This is a genomic window from Niameybacter massiliensis (genome assembly GCF_001282685.1).
Taxonomy (GTDB): Bacteria; Bacillota; Clostridia; order Lachnospirales; family Cellulosilyticaceae; genus Holtiella; species Holtiella tumoricola.
The window spans coordinates 186,865-208,179 of the sequence record NZ_LN875035.1 but is presented as its reverse complement, the minus strand read 5'-3'; the positions used below and the strand labels follow the sequence as shown (position 1 = coordinate 208,179).

At 34.8% G+C, this 21,315-nt stretch carries 19 protein-coding genes and 1 other annotated feature; of the genes, 17 read left to right on the top strand and 2 right to left on the bottom strand.

Annotated elements, in window-relative coordinates:
• The first annotated feature begins 9 nt into the window (after positions 1 to 9).
• The 5 genes from BN2390_RS06580 to BN2390_RS06560 all read left to right on the top strand — a co-directional run bounded on the left by BN2390_RS06580 (position 10) and on the right by BN2390_RS06560 (position 4,053).
• The gene (locus tag BN2390_RS06580) at positions 10 to 969 is read left to right on the top strand and encodes a methyl-accepting chemotaxis protein (RefSeq protein WP_053983562.1); all 960 of its coding nucleotides are present in this window, start codon (positions 10 to 12) and stop codon (positions 967 to 969) included.
• Between the two features lie 72 nt (positions 970 to 1,041).
• Complete coding sequence (locus BN2390_RS06575) at positions 1,042 to 1,632, top strand: hypothetical protein (RefSeq protein ID WP_053983561.1); 591 nt, start codon at positions 1,042 to 1,044, stop codon at positions 1,630 to 1,632.
• A gap of 153 nt (positions 1,633 to 1,785) precedes the next feature.
• On the top strand, positions 1,786 to 2,961 hold the full coding sequence (locus tag BN2390_RS06570) for a polysaccharide deacetylase family protein (protein WP_053983560.1): 1,176 nt from the start codon (positions 1,786 to 1,788) through the stop codon (positions 2,959 to 2,961).
• A gap of 138 nt (positions 2,962 to 3,099) precedes the next feature.
• Complete coding sequence (locus BN2390_RS06565; protein ID WP_053983559.1) at positions 3,100 to 3,708, top strand: hypothetical protein; 609 nt, start codon at positions 3,100 to 3,102, stop codon at positions 3,706 to 3,708.
• Positions 3,709 to 3,720: 12 nt separating this feature from the next.
• Entirely contained in the window at positions 3,721 to 4,053 is a 333-nt protein-coding gene (locus BN2390_RS06560; RefSeq protein ID WP_082238642.1) for a cupin domain-containing protein, read from the top strand.
• Between the two features lie 80 nt (positions 4,054 to 4,133).
• Here the strand turns inward: BN2390_RS06560 and BN2390_RS06555 are convergent, their stop codons facing one another.
• Positions 4,134 to 5,048, bottom strand: coding sequence for an AraC family transcriptional regulator (locus BN2390_RS06555; protein ID WP_053983558.1), 915 nt, complete (start codon positions 5,046 to 5,048; stop codon positions 4,134 to 4,136).
• A gap of 167 nt (positions 5,049 to 5,215) precedes the next feature.
• On the opposite strand from BN2390_RS06555, the gene BN2390_RS06550 reads away from it, so the two are divergent.
• The 9 genes from BN2390_RS06550 (at position 5,216) to BN2390_RS06510 (ending at position 16,167) form a co-directional block, all read left to right on the top strand.
• On the top strand, positions 5,216 to 6,505 hold the full coding sequence (locus BN2390_RS06550) for a Gfo/Idh/MocA family protein (protein WP_053983557.1): 1,290 nt from the start codon (positions 5,216 to 5,218) through the stop codon (positions 6,503 to 6,505).
• A 20-nt stretch (positions 6,506 to 6,525) separates the two neighbouring features.
• The gene (locus BN2390_RS06545; protein WP_154668790.1) at positions 6,526 to 7,809 is read left to right on the top strand and encodes an ABC transporter substrate-binding protein; all 1,284 of its coding nucleotides are present in this window, start codon (positions 6,526 to 6,528) and stop codon (positions 7,807 to 7,809) included.
• Between the two features lie 10 nt (positions 7,810 to 7,819).
• Positions 7,820 to 8,749, top strand: a complete 930-nt coding sequence (locus tag BN2390_RS06540) for a carbohydrate ABC transporter permease (RefSeq protein WP_053983555.1) — start codon at positions 7,820 to 7,822, stop codon at positions 8,747 to 8,749.
• Between the two features lie 14 nt (positions 8,750 to 8,763).
• Positions 8,764 to 9,591, top strand: coding sequence for a carbohydrate ABC transporter permease (locus tag BN2390_RS06535; RefSeq protein WP_053983554.1), 828 nt, complete (start codon positions 8,764 to 8,766; stop codon positions 9,589 to 9,591).
• A gap of 146 nt (positions 9,592 to 9,737) precedes the next feature.
• Positions 9,738 to 10,469, top strand: coding sequence for an EFR1 family ferrodoxin (locus BN2390_RS06530; RefSeq protein ID WP_053983553.1), 732 nt, complete (start codon positions 9,738 to 9,740; stop codon positions 10,467 to 10,469).
• Between the two features lie 287 nt (positions 10,470 to 10,756).
• Positions 10,757 to 11,011 (top strand) — a binding site (T-box leader).
• 96 nt (positions 11,012 to 11,107) lie between these two features.
• Positions 11,108 to 12,280 carry a tryptophan synthase subunit beta gene (trpB, locus tag BN2390_RS06525; protein ID WP_053983552.1) on the top strand — a complete coding sequence of 391 codons (1,173 nt, stop codon included), beginning with the start codon at positions 11,108 to 11,110 and terminating at the stop codon, positions 12,278 to 12,280.
• A gap of 135 nt (positions 12,281 to 12,415) precedes the next feature.
• Entirely contained in the window at positions 12,416 to 13,054 is a 639-nt protein-coding gene (locus BN2390_RS06520; protein ID WP_053983551.1) for a nitroreductase family protein, read from the top strand.
• Positions 13,055 to 13,211: 157 nt separating this feature from the next.
• Positions 13,212 to 14,366: an amidohydrolase gene (locus BN2390_RS06515; RefSeq protein WP_053983550.1), complete on the top strand. Its 1,155-nt coding sequence runs from the start codon at positions 13,212 to 13,214 to the stop codon at positions 14,364 to 14,366.
• Between the two features lie 259 nt (positions 14,367 to 14,625).
• A complete protein-coding gene (locus BN2390_RS06510) occupies positions 14,626 to 16,167 on the top strand; it encodes a ClC family H(+)/Cl(-) exchange transporter (protein WP_053983549.1) in 1,542 nt (513 codons plus the stop codon).
• Between the two features lie 36 nt (positions 16,168 to 16,203).
• Here the strand turns inward: BN2390_RS06510 and BN2390_RS06505 are convergent, their stop codons facing one another.
• Positions 16,204 to 16,668 carry a low molecular weight protein-tyrosine-phosphatase gene (locus BN2390_RS06505; protein ID WP_053983548.1) on the bottom strand — a complete coding sequence of 155 codons (465 nt, stop codon included), beginning with the start codon at positions 16,666 to 16,668 and terminating at the stop codon, positions 16,204 to 16,206.
• A 440-nt stretch (positions 16,669 to 17,108) separates the two neighbouring features.
• Here BN2390_RS06505 and BN2390_RS06500 point away from each other — a divergent pair, with 440 nt between their 5' ends.
• From BN2390_RS06500 to BN2390_RS06490, 3 genes are all read left to right on the top strand, one after another.
• Positions 17,109 to 18,893 (top strand): DUF4091 domain-containing protein, encoded by a 1,785-nt coding sequence (locus tag BN2390_RS06500; RefSeq protein ID WP_053983547.1) that lies wholly within the window; start codon positions 17,109 to 17,111, stop codon positions 18,891 to 18,893.
• A 66-nt stretch (positions 18,894 to 18,959) separates the two neighbouring features.
• Positions 18,960 to 20,582: a hypothetical protein gene (locus tag BN2390_RS06495; RefSeq protein WP_053983546.1), complete on the top strand. Its 1,623-nt coding sequence runs from the start codon at positions 18,960 to 18,962 to the stop codon at positions 20,580 to 20,582.
• Positions 20,583 to 20,586: 4 nt separating this feature from the next.
• Entirely contained in the window at positions 20,587 to 21,315 is a 729-nt protein-coding gene (locus tag BN2390_RS06490) for a DUF6063 family protein (protein ID WP_053983545.1), read from the top strand.

Below are 21,315 nucleotides of genomic sequence, written 5' to 3'. Positions count from 1 at the left end.
GAGAGAATCATGAAGTGGCTAAGATTAAAAAAGAGACAATTAGATACACAAGCAATACCTACATCTATAGATGAGAAGGTTGTATATGAAAAAGAGGATCATACGCCTCATTTAAGGTATGGTGTACATCATATAGAAAAGAAAATAGAAGCATATATGGATGAAGAGGTAGAAGTAACACAAGCTATAGAAGATATTGCAGAGACCTTTGTGGAAATTAGCCGTATTAATCAGATGATTGAACAATTGAATACTGATTTTACAGCGTTTCACCATACAGCCAATCAAATAGATAGCGTAATGGAACAATCTGGGCAGACTGTTTATGAGGCTGACTTAAAAATGAATGACTTGGCACAGCAAATTCAAGGAACATGCCATCAATTGGATGCTATATCAGGTGCCTTTACAACATTAGAACAAAATTGTGTCCAAATCGGACAAATGTCTAGTAATATTACAGGCATTGCATCAAGCACAAATCTTTTAGCTCTGAATGCATCTATTGAGGCCGCACGTGCAGGCGATGCTGGCAGAGGTTTTGCAGTAGTTGCAGACCAAGTAAGAGAACTCTCTAATTCCACAACAGAACTTGCAAAAGGGATTGATGAGAGTATTCGATCGATTAATAAGAGTATTGAAACATTACGTCAAGAAATTGAGTCATCTAAATCTGCCATTCAAGAGAATGTAAAAACAGCTCAAACAGTACAAGAGAATTTTCAACAAATGACTCATAGTGCTAATGATGTAAAAAACTTTACCAATCAGATTCTAAGTGGAATAGAGTGGACAAGAAAGAATCTTAATGGTGCGGTCCAAGGGGTACATTCTATAACAGACTTGGTACAAACATTTGGTGATAAGCTTAAAAATTTAAAATCTAAAATTAGTAAAAAGTCAATTGTAATGTGTGAAATTATAGATTTCTTACAGCAGTTAGACAATCTTTTAAAAGAGAAACGATAAAGAACTATTTTGAAGAAGTAAAAAATGTCGATAAAATTTATAACAGCATAAATTTTATTGGAGGTTATAATAATGATTCAAACAATTTATCCTAATCTATTTCAACAAGCTCATTCAAGTAAAAAGTACTATGGTATGCAACCTAGTGAAGAGATTCTTTCTATTCAAAAAAAGTTAGCAAGCGGTATGAAGGTTGAAACATTATCAGAAGAAGAATATAAGAAATTAAATCATTATGAAGTTGCTCAGTCACAAGCTTTTTATGCTGAAGTTTATATGGAGATGGGACGTGCAGAAGCAATTGCTATCAAAATTGCTAAAGGTGAAAGTCTAACACCAGAAGAAGAACAATTTATTAATGAAAGCTATCCTGATCTTAAGCGTGAGGCAAATCGTGCAAAAGAAGAAGGTGAACAACTCAAAAAACGTTTACAACATGCTAAAACCGAAAGTGCAAGACAAAACATTTTATCTGCAGCAATGGGGACAGTGGTTGGAATGGCTCAAAAGGGATTTTTATCAGAGGTTCAAGTTCGCATTCAGATGGCAGCAATAGAAAAGGCCAAAGAAGAAGCAGAACAAGCGGGATGTAAAACAGGTTGTGTACAATTAGATGTAAAGGCTAGCCAACGAGAAGGACTTTTATTTGACCAACAAGGTTAAAGGATATGGAATCGAGTGGTTCCTAAAAGAAGTTATTACATTAGAGTAATAGCTTCTTTTTTATATAATTTTACTCCATACATTATTTAAAGGTCTATATTTGTAATTCTAAAATAAAATAAAAAGTAAGACTTTCAGCTAAGGGGGAACTCTATGAAAAAATATTGGTGGATTATATTATTCATCTTTATTAATATAAATGTATATGGCGCTAAAATAAGTGAAAAGATGGATATGGAAATTTACCAAGTTACAAATCAAAATCAAGAAAACATAAATATACCACTAAAGCTAGATGGAGAAACAGCAAAGGCGGAGCTAACGAATGGGCAATTAACCCTTTTAGTAAAACCGAATATATCTGAGGGAACAATAGAATATGTAGAATTTAAAGTGAATGGAAGTGCAGCAGGCCAAAGTTTTAGAGTACCCTCTATCAAACGAATGGACCCTAGTCTTTTTCATCAAGGTATTAATGAAATTAAAGTTGTAGTAAAGGTAAGAGATAAGGCCTATTATGGCGTAACACAATTCTATGTGAATAATAAGATGGCTATTGCTTATAATGAACGTGCTCAAAGAAAATCAAAGGATTATTCCATCAATCAGCAACCTACATATCAGCAAAAATATATTCCAGTTCTCATGTATCATCAGATTAAGGATCAAATAGGTATTACAAAAGAAGAGATAAGTATAGGTGTTAGCAAAACTTTATTTGAAGAACAGATTAAAGCTTTATTGAATGCAGGATATACGCCTATTCATTTCAAACAACTTCAAGCCTATTTAGAAGGGCGGTTAGGTCTGCCTAATAAGCCCTTTATTATTACAGCAGACGATGGATATCTTGATAATTACGAGAAGGCATACCCTATTTTAAAACAATATGAGGTACCAGCTACCTTTTTTATAACGACTCAATATGTAGGAATGAAGACACAATATGAGCATTTTACATGGGAACAGGCAAAAGAAATGGAACAAAGTGGTTTGATTGATATTCAAAGTCATACTCATGGACATACGCTGCTGAATAATGCAAGTGAAACTGAAGTGTATTACGAAGTTCAGAAATCTTTTGCAGATATTGAAAAGCATTTAGGTAAAAGAGATGTTAAAGTATTGGCATATCCTCAATTTCTCCATACAGTTCAAACTCAGAAATGGGTTAAGGCATGTGGTGTAGATTTACAAGTTACCAATCTTGTAGAGCAATCTCAAGAAGCTGGTAGTAGAACAACATCATTAGATATTAAGCGTATTCATGTATCTAATGATATGAATGCACAAGTATTACTTAGCGAAATTGAAAATTTGACAAAGTGATAAAGGAGGCTATTCTTTTTGATAAGAGTGGCCTCCTTTATCATTTTGTTGCTCTGGCAACGTCGCTCAAATAGAAAATCAGATATACTAAATACATCCAAACAGATAATATAAATCAAGTTCAATAAGGAGCATACAATGAGTAAATTTTTAGGTCCAATTCATTATTGGTTATATAATAAAATTCAAATACAAGAAGGATTTGTTAAAACAGTTATAGATACAGCACAAACGAAATGGCATATTGATTTAGCAAGTAGCTGTTATACAAAATATGGACAAATCGCCCAAGGTGATTTAGAAGATATTATCGATACAACACAAATCCATGGATGGCTACAAAGCCAACTTTCTGTTACAGAATATCAATTTGCATATTGCGTAACAGAGCTTATTAAGCAAATACCAGATGCCATGGAGACTTTAAAAGAGGCTTTCGAGGACCAAGGACAAGCAAAACGCAAAAAAATGGGTGAAGGATTAGCACTTAAAGCGCTCTATCAAGAGATTCAAGATAGTTTGATTGATGGTATGCCATGTGATCATGTTAATGAAGTATTAGAAGCTACAGAAGAGGCCATTGTATGGCAAAGAAATCAATGTGTCCATAAAGCGTATTGGGAAGCAGAAGCGGGAGAGGTGTCCTGTTACTATGCATTACGTGAAGCATGGCTAAAAGGATTTGTAGAAACAGGTAAAGAAAGATTTCAAGTTGTAGATGAATACACTTATAAAATAAGTAAATAGGAGGAGTATAAAATGAGTGAAAGAACCATTAAAACAGCTAGAGTTAAAAAGATAAATGAAGCTAATAGAGGGAGTTTAGCAGAAGTTTTAGAAAAACAAATACTTATAAAAAATGATAAATATCGTATGATTTGTTTTGTATTTGAAGCTGGAAAAGGCTTGCCTAACCATACACACCAGGGACTTGCAGCTATTCAAGTTATAAGCGGGGAAGTGGAGATGTCATTTGTAAATGGACAGGTCCATCAACTTAAAGTAGGAGATGTCTTTGGATTTGATGCGAGCATTGAACATAATGTGATTGCAAAAAAACAAAGTAAAGTACTTGTTACAATTATTAATTAGATTGAATGATTAAAAAGAAAAAAGAAAGAGACGTTACCTTTAGAAGTTAACGTCTCTTTCTTTTTAATATGTAGGATATTTTAACGTAAAATGTCTTTATCTCCCTGGTTTACATTCTCAGAGAGTAGCTTGATAGAGGAGCCATATTCAGTAGGGGACATTCCAGTAAACCTTTTGAATTGCTTAGAAAAGTGTGCTAGGGAACTATAGGAAAGATAGTCTGCAATTTGAGAGAGGTTTTTCTCGTTCTCACGAATAAGCTGTTTAGCTAAATCGATTTTATGACGATTAAAATACTCCATAACACCAATATTTACTTTGGAATGAAAGAGCTCTTGTAAACAAGATTTACTAATGAGATTATCGTTACAAATGATCGGTACACTTAAGCGATCGCAAATATGTTTTTCTAAATAGTGACAAATATGTTCAAAAGTATGCTCTTTTGTAACCATAGGGTTTACAGGAGAATAGTCAGATGGTGTCGTTAGGATTCTTCGAATAAATCCAATAAGAAGTTCTTCTAGGTGGATTTTGATAAGTTGTTCAGCACCAAAATCTACCTCTTTTGCACGTGTAATTTGTTCAACAGCCGGTACATTAAGGGGTGTAGAAAAAGCTTGACTTGCTTCGCTGATAATTTTAGAAATAAGCTTTTTATCATTACTACCTAGTGTAAGATGTTTGTTTTGTAAGCAATCCATAATAGGTGAAGATGATTTAAACGAGATGGCAATAAGATTAGGAGCTGAGTGACCAATAGATTTAATTGCGTGAAATTCCATTGGTTTATGAAAAATAATATCTCCTTGTTTAAGATGATGCATTTTGTCATCTGCTTGAACTTCAACTTCACCCTTGTCTACACATAGAAACTCCCAAAAGTTGTGAACCTCTCCAGCAAAATAGAAGTCTTTCATATATTCAAAGTAGTGAATCGTAATAATATGGCTAACTTGCACGCTAGAACGAAGTTTAGTACTAATATAAGTCATGGGTCATCCCTCCTATTGTAGGTTGTGTAAAGACTAGATTCGGATAAAAATACAAATTAGTCGGATAAATGATTATACAACTTTGTTTAAATATCATTATACTATCTATATACAAAAAAGTAAAAAAGTTAGAATATTAAAATTAGATTGCTATCAGGAGGAATAATATGGCTAAAAAATTAACAGTAGCATTAGCAGGACTAGGGAATCGTGGGAAGGATGCTTATGCGCCAGCAGCTTTAAAATTTAAAGATAAGATGGAAATTGTAGCAATTGCAGACTGGGACCCAGACAAAGTAGAAGAAGTTGCAAAAACTTATGATGTACCAAGAGATAAATGTTATAGCAGTGTTGAGGAGATGCTTGAACAAGATCAACTTGCAGATGTGATGTTTATTACAACACAAGATAGACAGCATGTGGGGCATGCTATTCCAGCTTTAAGAAAAGGGTATCACCTTTTACTTGAAAAACCAGTATCTCCTGATTTAGATGAATGTCGTGAGCTTGTAAAAGTAGCCAATGAATGTAAACGTAAAGTTGTTGTATGTCATGTACTTCGCTATACACCTTTCTATACCAAGTTAAAAGAAGTGTTAGATGCAGGCACAATAGGTGATGTAGTCACTGTAATGGGTATTGAAAATGTAGGGTATTGGCATCAAGCACATAGCTTTGTTAGAGGAAATTGGTGCAATTCAGATGAAACAAGTCCAATGATTTTACAAAAGTGTTGCCATGATATGGACTTATACTTATGGCTTACAAATAAAACCTGCAAAAGTGTGAGTTCTTTTGGAAGTACCTATCTTTTCAAAAGTGAAAATGCTCCAGAGGGTGCAGCAAAACGTTGTATGGATGGTTGCTTAGCAAAAGAAAATTGTCCTTATGATGCAGAAAAATTCTACATAGAACACGAAAGAATGGGCATTAAGAGTGGGCACACAGGATGGCCATTAGAAGTATTAGCGCTTCACCCAACCCTTGAAACGATTACAGAAGCCATCAAAACAGGACCTTATGGTCAATGTGTTTATTACTGTAACAATAACGTAGTAGATCATCAAGTTGTAAATTTAGAGATGACAGATGGTTCTACAATGAGCTTTACAATGAGTGGCTTTACAAATGATAATTCCCGCTATGCAAAAATTATGGGTACAATGGGTGAAATCGTGGCAGATATGAAAGCCAACACCTTAGAAATTAAAGTATTTGGCAAACAACCAGAAGTAATCGATATTTCTAAGTTAGCTCAGAATTTATCTGGGCATGGTGGTGGAGATATAAGACTTGTTGAGGAATTTGTAGATATGATTCTAGAAGACAGAGAACCAACAAAAGCAATCACATCATTAGAAAACTCTGTAGAAAGTCATTATATTGCATTAGCAGCAGAGAAATCTCGAGTAGAAGGCGGTACATGTATTCCGTTAGAAAATATAAGAAACGCATAAGCGTATAAAATGAGGGGATGATGTATGTGAGTAAAATGTTAAAAAAAGCGGTAGCAGTATTGATGATGACGATGGTTACAGCGTCTTGCCTAGCAGGATGTCAAAGCCAAGGGGACAAAAGTGGAAAAGTACAATTAACTTTTGGTATCTGGGATAAAAATCAACAGCCTACTATGCAAGCTTTATGTGATGCTTATACCGCACAAAATCCTAATGTAAGTATAGAAATTCAACTTACACCATATAAAGGTGGGGAATACTGGACTAAACTAGAAGCTTCTATGACCGGGGGCACAGCACCAGATGTATTTTGGATGAATGGGTTACATGTAGAAAGTTATGTGGATGGTGAGATGCTTCTCCCATTAGATGAATACATAACAAGTAATAGTTTTGATTTAAGTCAGTTCCCAGAATCACTGGTATCACTTTACAATGTTGAAGACAAACAATATGCTGTTCCAAAAGATTTTGATACCAATGCAGTATGGTATAACAAAGAAATTTTTGATAATGCCGGTGTGGCTTACCCAACAGATGATTGGACTTGGGAGGACATGGTTGAAACAGCAAAACAATTAACAGATCAATCTAAAGGTATTTATGGTATTGCAGCACCATTAGATTTCCAAACTTGCTATTACAATACTATTTTTGCTGCCAATGGTAGTATTTTAAATGCTGATAAAACAGCAACAGGATATAATGATTCCAATACACAAAAAGGGATTCAATGCTGGATTGACCTCATTAATGAAGGGATTTCACCTACATTAGCAGAAACAACAGATACAAGTGCAGATGCCATGTTTGAATCAGGGAAACTTGCGATGATTTGGGCAGGTTCTTATATGACACCTGAATACGTTCAAAATGATGTGGTTAAAGGTAAAATTGACTTAGTAGAAGCACCAACTTTTGAAGGAAATCAAGGGAATGTCATTAATGGTCTAGGTTATAGTGTTTATGCAAATAGCAAACAAAAAGATGAAGCTTCTAAATTTGCACTTTGGTTAGGTGGAGAAGAGGCTATGAAAATCCAAGGAGAGTCAGGTGTTGTTATTTCTGCAAGAAATGATGCACAACAATATTTTGCCCAAACAAATCCTGATCTTAACTTGAAAGCTTATACAAATCAAGCAGGCATTGCAACAGCGTTGCCATGTTGTAAAGTTTCAAGTCAACTTTTTGATATTGAAGCAAAATACCTTAAGTTAGCATTTAGTAATGAAATGAGTTTAGAAGATGCATGTAGTAAAATTGCAGAAGAAAGTGATGCTGCACTGGCAGAAATGAACAAATAGGGGGGATGTTATGAAGGTCACCGAAGTACAACAGACACAGTGTGTCTATAAAAGACCCTCTAAAAAGTTCAATGTAGATTATATATGGGGCTATTTATTTATAGCCCCTTTAGTTATAGGTCTTGGTGTATTCTACATCTATCCTTTTATTAAGAGTTTCTTTTATAGTTTTACAAACATTAATAATTTTAACCAAGCAACTTTTGTGGGGCTAGAAAACTATAAGAAGTTATTTGGCGCACCAGAGCTTTGGCAAGCAACATGGAATACATTACGTTATGTAATTATTACAGTACCTATTGGTATTGCATTGTCGTTAATCATTGCAGCCTTATTAAATACTAAGATTAAAGGAACATCTATTTATAGAACCTTATACTTCTTACCAGCTGTTACAATGCCAGCGGCTATTGCCATGGTATGGAAATGGATTTATAACGGTAATTATGGGGTACTCAACCAGATTCTTGGCGTATTGGGTATAGAAGGACAAAATTGGTTGTCCTCTCCAGATTATGCACTTTATATGGTTATGATTGTAGGGATTTGGAGCATGATTGGTTATAATATGATTATTTTATTAGCAGGGATGCAAGGCATACCTGATACCTACTATGAAGCAGCTTCTATAGATGGAGCAGGGGCCTTTAGGAAATTCTTTAAAATTACTGTACCACTCTTAACACCAACAATCTTTTTTGTTCTTATTACAGGATTAATTAGTGGATTCCAAGTATTTGATACGATTTATATGATGATTGGAAAGAGTAGTTTAGCTTTCGAATCGACTCAATCACTGGTTATGCTATTCTATCGTAATGCTTTTGATTATGGGCAAAAAGGTTATGCTTCCGCTGTTGCCATGTTTATCTTCACAATTATTATGATTATTACGGTTATTCAAGTGAAGCTTCAGAAAAAATGGGTTAATTATGATTAAGGAGGGGAGAAGTTATGAGTAAAGATAAGAAAATAAGTCACTTTTTTGTGCATTTGCTTTTAATTCTTGGATTAGGTATAACCATCTTCCCTTTTATATGGATGGTACTTACTTCATTTAAAACAAATGGGGAGGCTGTGCAAATACCGCCAACCATTTTCCCACAACATTTTAATGTAGATGCTTATACATCAACTATTAAAGCTATTCCTTTTGGTAGCGTTTATCTGAATACCTTGATCTCAACTGTTATTACGGTTGTAGGTCAAGTTGCAATCTGCTCAATGGCAGCCTATGGGTTTGCTAGAATTAAGTTTCCGGGCCGTGATCTTATTTTTATTCTTGTACTATCTGTATTAATGGTACCAGGTCAAATTTTCTTAGTACCTCAATATATGATTGTACAAAAAATGGGCTTACTTAATACCACAGTGGCTTTATTTTTGCCCAATTTATTTAGTGCCTTTGGGACATTCTTGTTGAGGCAGTTCTTCATGTCGCTACCTGATGAATTAGAAGAAGCAGCCATACTAGATGGGTGTAATAGGTGGCAAATTTTCTATAAGATTATGCTACCACTTGTAAAATCAGGTATTGTAGCCCTTGTTATCTTCACAGCGAAGTTTGCATGGAATGATTTCATGTGGCCACTTATTGTCAATACATCACCAAAGAAGATGACATTAGGCCCAGCGTTAGCTTCATTATCAGGTCAGTATACTAATGATTTCCCAGCACAAATGGCAGGATCAGTCATGGCTGTTATTCCAATGATTGTCTTATTCTTTGTTTTCCAAAAACAATTTATAGAAGGCGTTGCACATGCAGGGATTAAAGGGTGATACAAGTCCGCTATACAATAAAGTATAGCGGACTTTTTTATAGCGGATTAAACATTTTAAATGTAAGGGTTGTATTCAATATTTAATCATGATAGCCTAAGGATAATAAAATCGATTAGATAGATCATGTCTATTGGGAGGGTAAAATGATTTATTATTTTTCAGGAACAGGTAATTCAGAATGGGTAGCTAAGGAATTAGCAGTTAGATTACAGACAGAAGCAATTGCTATTACATCATTGGAGAAACAAACGATTATTGAAGTGGGAGATGGAGAAACTGTAGGGTTTATTTTCCCCATTCATGCATGGGCACCACCCAAAATTATGGCGGAATTTATAAAGCATATAAACTATGGTAAGGATACTTTTAAATTTATGGTAGGGACATGTGAAAGTGAAGCAGGAACAGCCATGAAAAAGCTTGCAAAAGAAATAGGAATACAAAGTGGCTATTCAGTGAGTATGCCTAATAATTATATCATTGGAACAAATGTAGACACACCAGAAACGATAGACAAGAAAATAAAAGCTGCTAAGATTCAAATAGAGAACATTTGTGATGAAGTAAAGGCTAAGGAAAAAGTATGGAAGGTGGCAAAAGGATGGTTGGGTGGTATAAAGTCAGTCATTGCGGCACCTATGTTTCAAAAATATGCAATCAGTACCAAACCATTTCATGTTGAAGAAAGCTGTATAGGGTGTGGTGTATGCGTTAGATCTTGTCCATTACATTCTATAAAGCTAGTAGAAAACAAGCCTGTTTGGGATAAGGCATGTACCCAATGTTTAAGTTGTATTAACCATTGTCCAAAAGAGGCTATTCAGTATGGTGAAAAAACAAAAGGGAAAGCACGTTACTTCTTAAAAAATATATGAAATAAAATGAGAAACTTGAAAAAGACGCCGGATAGCCCTTTGGCTATACAGCGTCTTTTTCTGGACAAATCATCATATACGAATATGAAGATATATATGATTATACAACAATTGAAATGAAATGCAATATATTTCTGAATAATATAAAATAATTAATACTATAAGATAAAATAATAGATCTAAAGGTTAAATAAGAGTTAGAAAAGATAAATAAATTTATTAAATTTTTCAAAAAGTTATTGACAAAATTAAAATTTTTTCATAGTATATCATTAATTAAATCGAATTCAAAATCTAGGAACAAAAAGAGTACTTATATTTAAATGTCACAGAGAGTCGGCGTTGCTGGGAGTCGATACGGGAGAATATAAGGAATGGGTTTGGGAGATGCATGGTGAAATGAGAGTAGCCAGAGCCGTTAGCTCTACGTTATAAGAGCAGGATATCGTACTTTTATGTACCGTATCTAAAGTAAGATAAGCTTGGAGAAGGTCTCTAGGTTTATAATTTGGGTGGCACCACGAAGTTATATCGTCCCATTGTGAGGAGGATATAATTTTTTTTTGGCCCAAAATAAGTTTACCCAACTGTTCATAGATCACTCTGATTTAATCATTAAAAAAATGGAGGGATTTATTATGTTAAAAGATGTATTTGGTAATTTTGGTGGAGCGTATGTACCTGAGGCACAACTTAACGCATTAAAAGAATTAGAGCAGGCATTTGTAAAGTATAAAGATGATGAGGCATTTAAAGCAGAACTTAATTACTATCTCCATGATTATGTAGGTAGAGAATCACCTTTATATTATGCTGAAAATCTTACTAAAGCCTGTGGGGGTGCAAAGATCTATTTAAAAAGAGAAGATCTAAATCATACAGGTGCTCACAAAATCAATAATGTACTCGGACAAATGCTTTTAGCAAAACGCATGGGTAAAAAGAAAGTGATTGCAGAAACAGGTGCTGGCCAACATGGTGTGGCAACAGCAACAGTCGCTGCACTAATGGGGATGGAATGTACAGTCTATATGGGTAAAGAAGATATGAAAAGGCAAGCACTCAATGTATTTCGTATGGAGATGTTAGGAGCCAAAGTTGTACCAGCAACCTCAGGTACACAGACTTTAAAAGAGGCAGTAGATGAGGCCATATGTGCATGGGTAAATGCTTCAGAAGAGACTTTTTATGTATTGGGATCAGCAGTAGGTCCTCATCCCTATCCAACTATCGTTAAGCATTTTCAGCAAGTAATTAGTGAAGAGTCTAGAAGACAAATTTTAGATAAAGAAGGTCAATTACCTTGTGCTATTATTGCTTGTGTAGGTGGAGGAAGCAATGCAATAGGGTCATTTGCAGCCTATATAGATGACCCAGAAGTTGCACTTATTGGCGTAGAAGCAGCTGGAAAAGGTTTAGATACACCTATGCATGCTGCAACCATCACTAAAGGAGAAAAAACAATTTTACACGGTATGAAAACCCTTTGTGTTTTAGACGAAAACAAAGAAGTTGCACCAGTTTATTCTATTTCACCAGGACTTGATTATCCAGGTGTAGGGCCAGAACATGCCTACTTAAATGAAATAGGCAGAGCAACGTACGTCTCAATTACAGATGATGAAGCAGTAGAGGCCTTATTAAAGCTTTGTAAGTATGAAGGGATACTACCAGCAATCGAAAGTTCACATGCTCTAGCTTATGCACTTAAATATGCACCAACTTGTAAGATGGATGAAAGTATCATCGTAACAGTATCAGGACGTGGAGATAAAGATGTAGAAGCAATCGCAGCATATCTTAATAAATAGTATGTAGGTAGAAGAGGTTGCATTTAATCAAGAATACAACCTCTTTAAAATATAAGATATGATGAATACTATATAGTACATAGAAGAGAGTTGGTATATAATAACTTTAAAAGAATGATGACAAAGGAGAAACCAATGAATCCATTAGACTTTATTTACAACCGTAAAAGTGTACGTTTATTTAAAGATACACCTATTCCAAAAGAGGTTATTACAGAAATTGTAAAAGCAGGAACTTATGCACCGTCACCAAAGCATCAACAAAATTGGCATTTTGTTGTACTTCAAAATAAAGAACTTATTACACAAATGGCAGAGATTGTTCGTGCAAGTCATGAACGCATTGGACAACTGGCTAAAAATGAAAAAGATTTCAAAAGACATATGAGTGTTATTAATTACTATACCTGTTTTAAGGATGCACCCGTTGTAATTTTGGTTTATGGTTGTCCTTATAATATGATTGAATACAAAATTTTACAAGAAAATGATGCACCAGCAAATGTGCTTGAAATGTTGCAATCACCACAATCAGGTGCACAAGGAATAGGTGCAGCAGTAGAGAATATGCTCCTTGCAGCCACCAAACTAGGTTATGGAAGTTGCTATATGACAGGACCAACTCATGCAAAATCAGAAATTGAAGCATTGATTAACTTTGAAAAAGAAGGGTATGAACTTATGGCGATGGTCGCTTTAGGAGAAGCTGCAGATCATACACCAGCTCAGCCACCTCGTAAACCATTAGAAGAAGTTCTGACATTTATTGATTAATGATGAGACTAAAGCTCTAACTTATTACTAACAAGATAATAAGTTAGAGCTTTTTATATAAAATAATAATTAATAAAATAATATATGATACAATAATAATTGAACTGATGTTGATTTTATTATAATACATTATAAATAGCTTATAAGGAGATTAAATATGTTATTAATTAAAAATGGTAAGATACTTACAATGGCAGGGACAACTTATGAAAAAGGGTGTGTTCTGATTGAAAATGGAAAAATCAAAGAAGTTGCTCAAGCTATTGAACCAACAAATGAAATGGAAGTTATTGATGCAAAAGGTGGATGGGTTATGCCAGGGATTATAGAAGCCCATTGTCATATAGGTATTATGGAAGAAGATAAAGGATTTGAAGGGAACGACACCAATGAAATGACAGATCCAATTACACCACAACTTAGAGCAATTGATGCGATTAATCCAATGGATACAGCTTTTGATGATGCCGTAGCTGGAGGTGTAACTTCTGTTATGACAGGCCCAGGAAGTGCCAATGTAGTCGGCGGACAATTTGTCTTTATGAAAACAAAAGGAAAAAGTATGGATGATCTCATTGTTAAAGCACCAGCGGCTATGAAAATTGCCTTTGGTGAAAATCCAAAACGTGTCTATAACAGTAAAGGTAAAATGCCATCTACACGCATGGCAACAGCTGCTCTTTTACGTGAAGCACTTACAAAAGCTGTACAGTATAAAGTAAAAAAAGAAAAGGCAGTAGCAAAGGGAGAGGACTTTGAGATTGATTTTAAGCAAGAAGCATGGCTCCCTGTACTTAATAAAGAAATTCCTCTTAAAGCACATGCCCATCGTAGTGATGATATTTTAACTGCTATTCGCATAGGTAAAGAATTTGATGTACATATGACATTAGATCATTGTAGTGAGGGGCATCTTATTCCAGAATATGTAGCATCTTCTACTTATCCTGCTATTATCGGTCCAACACTTACAAGTAGAAGTAAAATTGAAGTACAAAATAAATCCTTTAAAACACCTGGAATTGTACATCAAGCAGGTACACTTGTGGCACTCACAACGGATCATCCTGTTATTCCAGTTCAGTATTTAAGTAAATGTGCTGGATTTGCGGCAAAGGAAGGGTTAGGTATAGAAGAAGGTCTTAAAGCCATTACCATTAATGCTGCAATCATTTGTAATGTAGCAGATAGAATGGGAAGTTTAGAAGTGGGTAAAGATGCTGATATTGCTATATTCTCAGGAAATCCAATGGAAATCTTTACTGATACCCTCTATACCATTATTGATGGGGAAATCGTTTATAAAAATTAAAGATTATTAATTTTGATGTTTTATCTTTAAATTTAACATCTGTTATTTAGTAGTAAGATATTCCATTATCTCGATTAGTATTTTAGAAGAAATGACTAGACCGTAGTAGTGTTTAGGTAAAGGCTTATTTCCTTAAATAGAGGGGATAAGCCTTTTATATTGTAAAAATGAAAAAGAACTTAGTGATGAAATCAAGATCTTCGCTATATATATGATTAGTGGAACAAAATAGTAAAAGAGTGTAAGGAGATGTAAAGAGATGCTACAAAGTAAAACATTAAAAATTAATAAACCTACCTTAATAGGTTTGAGTATATTAGTAGGCCTTGGCGTAGGTGTTATTACCGTTTGCTATCGGCTGGTCTTAGAGTATGCTGAGCACTTTGTATTTTGGATAGTAAAGATGATTAAAGAACAGGGAATTGTGAACATTGGCATATGGTTTTTGATACTGATAGTACTAAGTGTACTGGTGGCAAGATGTGTAAAAGAGTGTAAATCTATATCAGGGAGCGGTATCCCACAGGTAAAAGGTTTACTTCAAGGATGTTTTAACCAAAAATGGTTACCAACCTTATGTATGAAGTTTATAGGAGGGGCTCTGACTGCAGCTGGAGGATTATCAGTTGGAAGAGAAGGACCATCAATACAGTTAGGTGCATGTGTGGGACAAGGAATAAGTAAGAAGGCGAAAGTTTCTAGCCAAGAAGAAAAATTCCTAATAGCTGGAGGTGCAAGTGCAGGTTTAGCTGCAGCTTTTAATGCACCACTTGCAGGTGTCCTTTTTATATTTGAAGAGATTTTTAAGTACTTTTCACCCCTTATTTTGTTGGTAAGTATGAGCGCAGCTGTTATTGCTGATTTTATAAGTAAGCAAGTCTTTGGTCTTAAGCCTATTTTTAATTTTAATCTAGGTATCTTTCCATTAAAGGACTACATTTTATTAGTAGTATTAGGAATCTTAATAGGTGCATGTGGTGTACTTTATAACCAAACATTATTATGGATTCAGCAAAAATATAAGCTTGTAACCTGGCTAAAAGGCTATGCAAAATTTATGATTCCTTTTATTCTCGCAGGTATTTTAGGTATTGTTTGTCCTCTTGTACTAGGAGGTGGCCATGCCATTGTTGAAATATTAAATTTGAACACAGCCTTATGGCTGATGATTATGCTTGTAATAATTAAATTTCTATTTTCTCTTATTTGTTTTGGAGCTGGCGTACCTGGAGGCATTTTCTTTCCTTTGCTCATTATTGGAGGCCTTATCGGTGGGATATTTGGTAAGGTATGTATTCTTTATTTAGGCGTAGATCCTAGTCTCTTTTATCACTTTGTCATTGTCGCTATGGCCGGGTATTTTACAGCTATAGTACGTGCACCCATTACAGGTATTGTACTTATTGCAGAAATGACAGGATCCTTTATAAACTTTTTACCTCTTACAGTCGTTTCTGTTATTGCTTATAGTGTTGCAGAAGGACTAAAGAGTGCACCTATCTATGATTCATTGCTTGAAAATCAATTGGCAGGTCAAGATTTAGGTATTGATGAAGAAGAACATGAGGAGAAGGTGATTCTTACAACAATAGTTAAACATGGTTCTAGGATGTGTGGCAAAGAGGTACGAGAAATTGAGTGGCCAAAACGTTCCTTACTACTTACAGTAGAACGTATGGGAAACACAATGGTTCCAAATGGAAAGATGAAGATAGAAGTAGAAGATGTGCTACAAGTAGTAACTGACTTAAATAATGAATGGGAAGCAAGAAAACAACTAGAATGTTGGACTAAAGAATAAAAAGCGAAGATCTACAATACTGATACCTATTAGGTTTCAGTATTGTAGATCTTCTAAAAGGGTCTGAAGTAAAGCTTCACAGCCTTCAACCACATCATTATAGGTAATATCAAAGTTTCCAGTGTACCATGGATCTGCAATATCACGTGGATTTTTGGAAAAGTCTAAAAGACGTCGTACTTTCTGATCAGGGTCATTGCTGATAATACGTCCTAGATTACGTAGGTTGTGACTATCCATACATAAGATATAATCATAGTTTGCATAATCAGCAGATGTAATTTGAATAGCGCCTCTTTTTGTAAGTGGAATACCCATCTCCTTAAGCTTTTTACGTGTGCCAGGATGGGTATCATTGCCGATTTCTTCACGACTTGTAGCAGAAGAAGTAATATGGAATAGATGGCCTATACCACGTTTTTCAACTAAGTCTTTCATAACAAATTCAGCCATGGGTGAACGACAGATGTTTCCATGACATACAAACATAATATGAATCATCATAAATCTCCAATCTCAAAATAGTATTGTAAGGTCCTATAAGTGATATGATTTGTTAATTTATTGAATACGTAAAATAGAACGATATAGGATGAGTATAACATGATAAATTTATAAGATACAATTATTTAGAGCTTTCACTTTATAAGAGTTAGATAATTGCTTATTTTTTATAGTTGATATATATTTAATAAAAGATAGGTGTAAATGGTGTTCTGAAAAGAGATAAAGGAGATGCAGGTATATCTATTGGGATTATTGGAGGTGCAGATGGACCAACAAGTATCTTCGTATCTACAACAGCGCTGATTGCAAGCGTTTGGGATTGGATCTTACTAGGGGGATTACTAATCTTGACTATAGTTTTATGGATTTTGAAGCTAAAAGGTAAAAATAAATAACTAGGGCAAATAATTTAAGTTCACAAATGAGGAGAGATTATGAGAGAAAGCTTATTAAACGGGACTATTGTAGAGTCTGGATTACATTATTCTAGAGAAAGTTATGAGGCTCTACGGGAGATTCATAAAGATAAGGATTACTTATGGGCATGGAAAAATGACAAAGCATTATCAGAGATTGTACTTTTAAGTGGAGACAAGCCTTTAAATGATATACATATCTGTACCAGTGATTTTGTTAAAGGAACCGAATGCATCCCAAGCACATGCATAAAGACATTTTTTGTTAAGGAAGTAAAAGGTTTTATTGGACATGCCGGTTGGTATGCTTATAATAAAGCAGGGATTATGCCTACAGGGCCAAGAGAAATGTTCCCCGATGTTCTTTGGGAGGATACTGTTTGTAGCATGCCAGCATTGAGTATACAATCAATTTGGATAGAAATACAGGTACCAGAGGATGTATCCGCTGGAATCTATGAAGGGAGAGTAGAAGTACACTGTGAGGAAAATAAACTAAGCTTTGACTATCAATTAGAAGTTTTAGAAGCGGTACTTCCTACCCCCGAACACTATCTATTTGATGTAGAATATTGGCAACATCCTTATAATCTTGCAGAGTATTATCAATTAGAGCCCTTTTCAAAAGCGCATCTTGAAAAGTTAAAAGAACATATGCAGTGTTATCAAGCTTTAGGGGGACAGACTATTACAGCATCTATCGTTGAGGAAGCTTGGGGTGGACAAACTTATAGCCAAAATCCTATTCATTACCCTTCAATGATTAAATGGATTAGAAAAAAAGATGGGACATTTAGCTTTGATTATACTCATTTTGATAAATGGGTAGCTCTTAACTTAGAATTAGGCCTGCTACAGCAGGTAGTTTGTTACAGCATGATGCCATGGGAAAGTAAAATCCTGTATAAAGATGAGATCTCAGGAGAGCAAAAGGTGCTTATTGCAGATGTTGGAGATCCTAAAAATTATCAAGCAGTATGGCGCCCATTTTTAAAAGACTTTGTAAAGCATATTGAAGCAAAAGGATGGTTTGAATACGTTTGTATAGGATTTGATGAACGTCATCAAATGGAAGTTGCTTTAGATTTAGTAGATGAAGTGAAAAATAGTAAAGGCAAAAGTATGAAAAAGGTCGCAGCTTTTAATGATTTTGTAGGTAATAAAAAAGTATCGGATCAATTGAGCCATGTCAGTGTAGGATTAGAAGAAATTCGTCAGAATGTAGAGGCATTCAAAGTAGAAGTAATGAATCGTAAAAAGCTTGGAAGAAAAACAACCCTTTATACAGCAACGGAACACTTCCCAAATAGTTTCGTAAAGTCTATACCTGTAGAAAGTTATTGGACGATTATGTATGCAGGTTCGTTAGGTACAGATGGCTTTTTGAGATGGGCCTTTGATGCTTGGGTAGAGAATCCTCTGCAAGATACAACACATGCTTCGTTCCAAGCAGGAGATTGCTTTTTAATTTATCCAGACTGTAGATGGTCTGTACGTTTAGCAAAGCTAGATGAAGGTGTAAGAGATATGAATAAGTTGTATGTCATGGCGAAAAAGTGCCCTGAACTTGAAGGACCAATCAAAGCATTACTTAATCAAGTGAAGTGTCAATACGACTATGATGAAGTAGAAACACCACCAACATGGGCAGTTGCAGGAAGAAGTGCTAAATGGGCTAGAGAAGAAAGTAAAATAGAAATGCTCAAAGATATGCAAAAGATTAAAGAAGGCATTTATGCAATCAGTAAACAATACAGCAATCAAGAGGTTTTAAGTTTAAAAATCAAGAAAAATAGTATATAATAGATGAAAGAGATATTTTTACTTCATAGAAAGCTCTAGTTAGCAAGATGAACTAGAGCTTTTGCAATGATTACACACAGAACAAAAGTTCGATATTATGAAGCAGTATATTGTAAAGAAAGAAGAGAACCTATGGAAAATGAGAAACAACGATTAAAGATTTTAGCTGACCTTCCTATTAGGCAACAAAATCTTGCAAAATACATACCTTTTGCTGAACTCTATGCGCTTAATAAGCGTTCGGATAAATATACCAATTTAGACATGGGCGTTTTAGTCCTTAGTGTTTTATCTTATCTCCTTTATGAGGGGCATCTAAAGGACCGTGGCGTAGGATTTGAAGAAATACAAGGTCATTTAGAGGGTGTTATTGGCACCGTTTACAACGAGGATTATTCCCCAGTGGAGATGACAGATCTTACCCGTTACGTTCTAGATAAACTTCAAAATGGTGGAACCCCTTTTGGTTATACCTATTATGATCTTGAAGAAAGACGCATGAAAGAAACAAAGCTTCGTTATATCAGTTATACAAGAGATGCCCTTTTAGAAAAAAACTTTTATCGTCTCACAACGGTCGGCATTGATTTTCTTCTTCAGACAAAGGAGTTTGGAGAAGAAAGTAAAATTAGTATTCAGCTTATTTTACTTCGTAAATTAGTTGAGCATGAGGACTTTGGAAGTGCGCTTAGCACTTTAGAACGTATTAATATTGAAATTAAAAAGGAAGCTAAGCGTAAAGGAGAAATTTTAGAGGAACTGAGCTATGGCTTTACAGAGGGCTATGCGCTCTACACACAATCTGTAAGAAAACGTCTAGAAGATGAACAATCTCTTTTTAAAGAAACCCTCAGCTATTTGTCCACTTTAGAAAAAGAATATCTGCAACAAATCGAAGCCAGCCAAATGAGTGAAAAAGATTTAAGATTTAAACGTTTTGTCATTGATATGCAGATGGAACTTTCTAAGACGGTTGAGCTACATGCCCTACTATTAGATGCCCTTGTTGATCTAAGGCAGAAAGCAGAAGAAATGCTTGTGGCACGTCGTAAAACTATTTTTAAAGAGAACTTTAACTTCCACCATTTCTTAGAAAATGCTATCAGAAAGGACGATACAAGAGGCCTCGCGGCAGCTATCAATAGTTTATTTGATATCCATTTACCTAAGCAATTTGCCCTAGAGCGTATTGACCATCTTTTTTTACTTAAGGAAGAAAAAAGTTCAGAAGGTGAAATTGTGAACCCTGAAGATAGTGAAAGTATTAAAGTTGAGACATTAGACCAACAAGTTACAAGCCGTCTTATTTTTAACTATGAACTGATGTTTAGAGAGCTTCTATTCTTAGTCATGGAAAATGAGCATATGAGTCTTAAAGATTATTTGCAAACACTTAAGGCACGTTATGGCTCACAAGTAGTAGAAAACTATGATTTGCCAAGCTTTATGATGATCCTTACCCAAACAAAAGGAGAAGAAAGTGGTACAAAGTGTTTTGACTATAGACAAATAATCAGACAAGAAACCAAGCTTCCTAGTGTAGAAGCTATTTATAAGAAAATCGTTACAGAGACAGAAAGTTTGTCAGTTTTTAAAGAGGTGAATCTGATTGTAGAAGTTCAAAGAGGAACTTATATGACAGATGGGGCTTTAGAAATGACAGATTGTCATTATTATATAAAGAGGTAAGTTTATGACACATACAGAACAGTTGCAACAAGCATTACAAATGACCAACTTGTTACTCCAAAATAAACCATTAAGTTTACAAAGTGAGCCAGCACTTTATGAGCTTTATATGACAGATATGGGTGTACAAGAATTGGTTTATACCATTCTTTCAAGCTTTAACTTGACACTTATTGAATATAAAAAGGCACTTTACGTTTCACCAGGTCTAGAAAATACATTATTTGGTTATAAAAATGAAGAGCTTAGACAAGCTATGAATTTAGAGACCAATAAAGAACTCTATCTTTGTTATTTCATTATGTATAGTATGATGACGTTATTTTATAAAGAAAGTGCTTATACCACTTATAAGGATTATATTACCAGTACGGAAGTCGTGGACCGTGTAAGTGCTACTTTAGGCGCGTTAAGTTTAGAAGAATTGGATGAGGAAGAAGTCTATTCATTTACAGCTATTAAAAACTTCTGGGAGAGCTTAGCGCAAATGAGTTTGCACCAAAGCGAAGAAAATTTAGAAAGCCTTAGAAGAAGCCAAACACAATTTTATTTTGTCACAAGAAGCCTACACTTTTTAGTAGGACAAGGACTTTTACTTAAAAATGTAATCGAGCGTAACTATGTGCCAACTGAAAAGTTTAAAGCATTGATTGCCCATTACTTTGATGATCGCACAGTGAAAAATGCCCTTATGCATTACGGGGAAAGCCTACTTGAGAAGGGAGAGAACTAA